The 2417-nt window shown below is 73.6% G+C and carries 2 protein-coding genes; both read right to left on the minus strand.

The window, feature by feature from the left end; translation table 11 throughout:
- Positions 1-47: 47 nt before the first annotated feature.
- A complete protein-coding gene (bioB, locus tag ND748_RS30065) occupies positions 48-1127 on the minus strand; it encodes a biotin synthase BioB (RefSeq protein WP_285902912.1) in 1080 nt (359 codons plus the stop codon).
- A gap of 413 nt (positions 1128-1540) precedes the next feature.
- The gene (gene bioD, locus ND748_RS30070) at positions 1541-2257 is read right to left on the minus strand and encodes a dethiobiotin synthase (protein ID WP_251749592.1); all 717 of its coding nucleotides are present in this window, start codon (positions 2255-2257) and stop codon (positions 1541-1543) included.
- Positions 2258-2417: the final 160 nt, after the last annotated feature.

Here is a 2417-nt window from a genome sequence, read left to right on the forward strand (position 1 = left end):
GGCTCGCGCCACGCGCGCGAGCCGGCCGGCCGGAGACGGGCGCAGTCCTACAGCGTGGCCTGCAGCGACTTGATCGGCATGCTCAGGTCGGCGAGCATCTTCAGATCGGACTCGGCGGGCCGGCCCAGCGTCGTCAGGTAGTTGCCGACGATCACGGCGTTGATGCCGCCGAGCATCCCCTGTGACTCCAGGTCGCCCAGGGTGATCTCCCGGCCGCCCGAGTAGCGCAGGATCGTCCGAGGCAGGGCGAGCCGGAACGCGGCGATGGCGCGCAGCGCGTCGCGGGGCTGCACCGGCGGGTAGTCGCCGAAGGGGGTACCCGGCCGCGGGTTGAGGAAGTTCAGCGGCACCTCGTCGGGCTCGAGCACGGCGAGCTGGGCGGCGAGCTCGGCCCGCTGTTCCAGCGACTCCCCGACCCCCAGGATCGCGCCGCAGCACAGTTCCATGCCGGCCGCGCGCACCATCTCGCAGGTCTCCCAGCGCTCCTCCCAGCTATGGGTGGTGACGACCTTGGGGAAGTGCGAGCGGGACGTCTCGAGATTGTGGTTGTAGCGGTGCACGCCGATCGAGGTGAGCTCGTCGACCTGTTCCTGGGTCAGCATCCCCAGCGAGCAGGCGACGTTGATCTCGACGGCCGCACGGATGGCCGCGACTCCCTCGCGGACCTGGGACATCAGCCGGGCGTCGGGTCCGCGAACGGCCGCGACGATGCAGAACTCGGTGGCGCCGGTGGCCGCGGTCTGGCGGGCCGCCTCGACCAGCGAGGGCACGTCGAGCCACGCCGAGCGCACCGGCGAGTCGAACTTGCCCGACTGCGAGCAGAAGTGGCAGTCCTCCGGGCAGCCGCCCGTCTTCAGGCTGATGATGCCCTCGACCTCGACCTCCGGTCCGCACCAGCGCATCCGGACCTCGTGGGCGAGCGCGAGGGCGTCGCCCAGGTACTCGTCGGGCAGTCGCAGGACGGCGAGGACACCGGCCTCGTCGAGCCCACGCCCGGCCTCGAGCACCTCACGCCGGGCGTGGGCGAGCAGTGCGGCCGGGTCCAGCCCGGCGGCGGCCGGCGCCGACGGTGGCACCGTCGGCGGAGCGGTGTGCACGGTCACGGGTGCGGTCACGGGGGCCTCCAGGCGGGACGTGGGCAGCGGAGATGCGTTCGATGATGGGGTCGGCTCGGCGTCGGGCGGGCTGGTCGAACCGGCTTAGTGGTCCTTCTTGTCCGGTTTTGCGTATTGCGTCGGCCTTTGCCGGTCTTCTCGGGTCGGCTTGTCGTCCGATCGGTCGGAGTGCGCGCTCCATTGTCGAACCCGCGCCCACTGCGCCGCCCGGTTTTCCCGCGCGACGTCGGGCACGTTCGTCACCTGTCCGCCCTCCGTCGCAGTGAGCAGGCCGGCAGCCGGCCCCGCCCGCGCCGGCAAGTGCCTGCGCTGCCTGCGCCTGCGCCAGCCTCCGTCTCCGTTGCGGCTACTGCCTTCTGCACTCCCGTGCCTTTCTACCGCGACAGGCCGGACGAGCAGGGCTGCGCAAAGGTAAGGGAATCGCCCTATAGGGGGTGGCGTGCACGGAACTGCCGTGCACGGAAGGTACCGCCGAGGGCGGGTTCGAGTGACTGCCGGGCCGCCGCCAGGAACTCGGGCCGGCTCAGCAGGGCGGCGCCCGCCGGCAGGGCCCCGGCCAACGGTCGGCCCGCCAGGTCGCTGAGGTCGGCCAGATTGCTGCGGCAGGCCAGGTCCGGCTCGCGCGGCCAGGATCCGATCACGACGCCGGCGAGTTCGAGGCCGCGGTGGGCCAACGCCTCCAGGGTCAGCGCGGTGGCGTTCAGCGCGCCGAGACCCGCCGGCGTCACGACGAGCACCGGCGCCGAGAGCAGCCGGGCGAGATCGGCCAGGGTGGCGCCGTTGTCGTCGTAGCGCACCAACAGCCCGCCGGCCCCCTCGACGAGGACGAGGTCGTGGTCGGCGGCGAGCTTGCCGATCCGGGCCGCCACGTCGCCGAGGTCGACGGCGGGTCGGCCGGCTCGGCGGGCGGCGGCCGCCGGCGCGAGCGGGTCGGGGTAACGGGTCAGCTCGTGGACGTCGCGGATGCCCGCGAGACCGGCGACCAGATCAACGTCGCCCAACTCGTCGGGCCGCAGCCCGGTCTGCGCCGGCTTGACCACCGCGACGGCATGGCCGCGGTCCTGGGCGAGCGCGGCCAGCGCCGCGGTCACCACCGTCTTACCGACCTCGGTGCCGGTCCCGGTGACCACCAGCAGCGTCACCGGCCGGGCACCTCGGTGGCGAGGACGTCAGTGGCGGGGACGTCAGTGACGGGGACTCCGGTGGCGGGGACCTCGGCGGCGGGGACCCGGGTGGCGAGGACCCCGGCGGCGGCGAACGCCTCGGCCGCGAGGGCCAGGTCGGGGTCGCTGAGGTCGCCGC

Origin of the sequence: Frankia sp. AiPs1 (assembly GCF_023716945.1) — a bacterium.
In the GTDB taxonomy this organism is placed as follows: Bacteria; Actinomycetota; Actinomycetes; order Frankiales; family Frankiaceae; genus Frankia.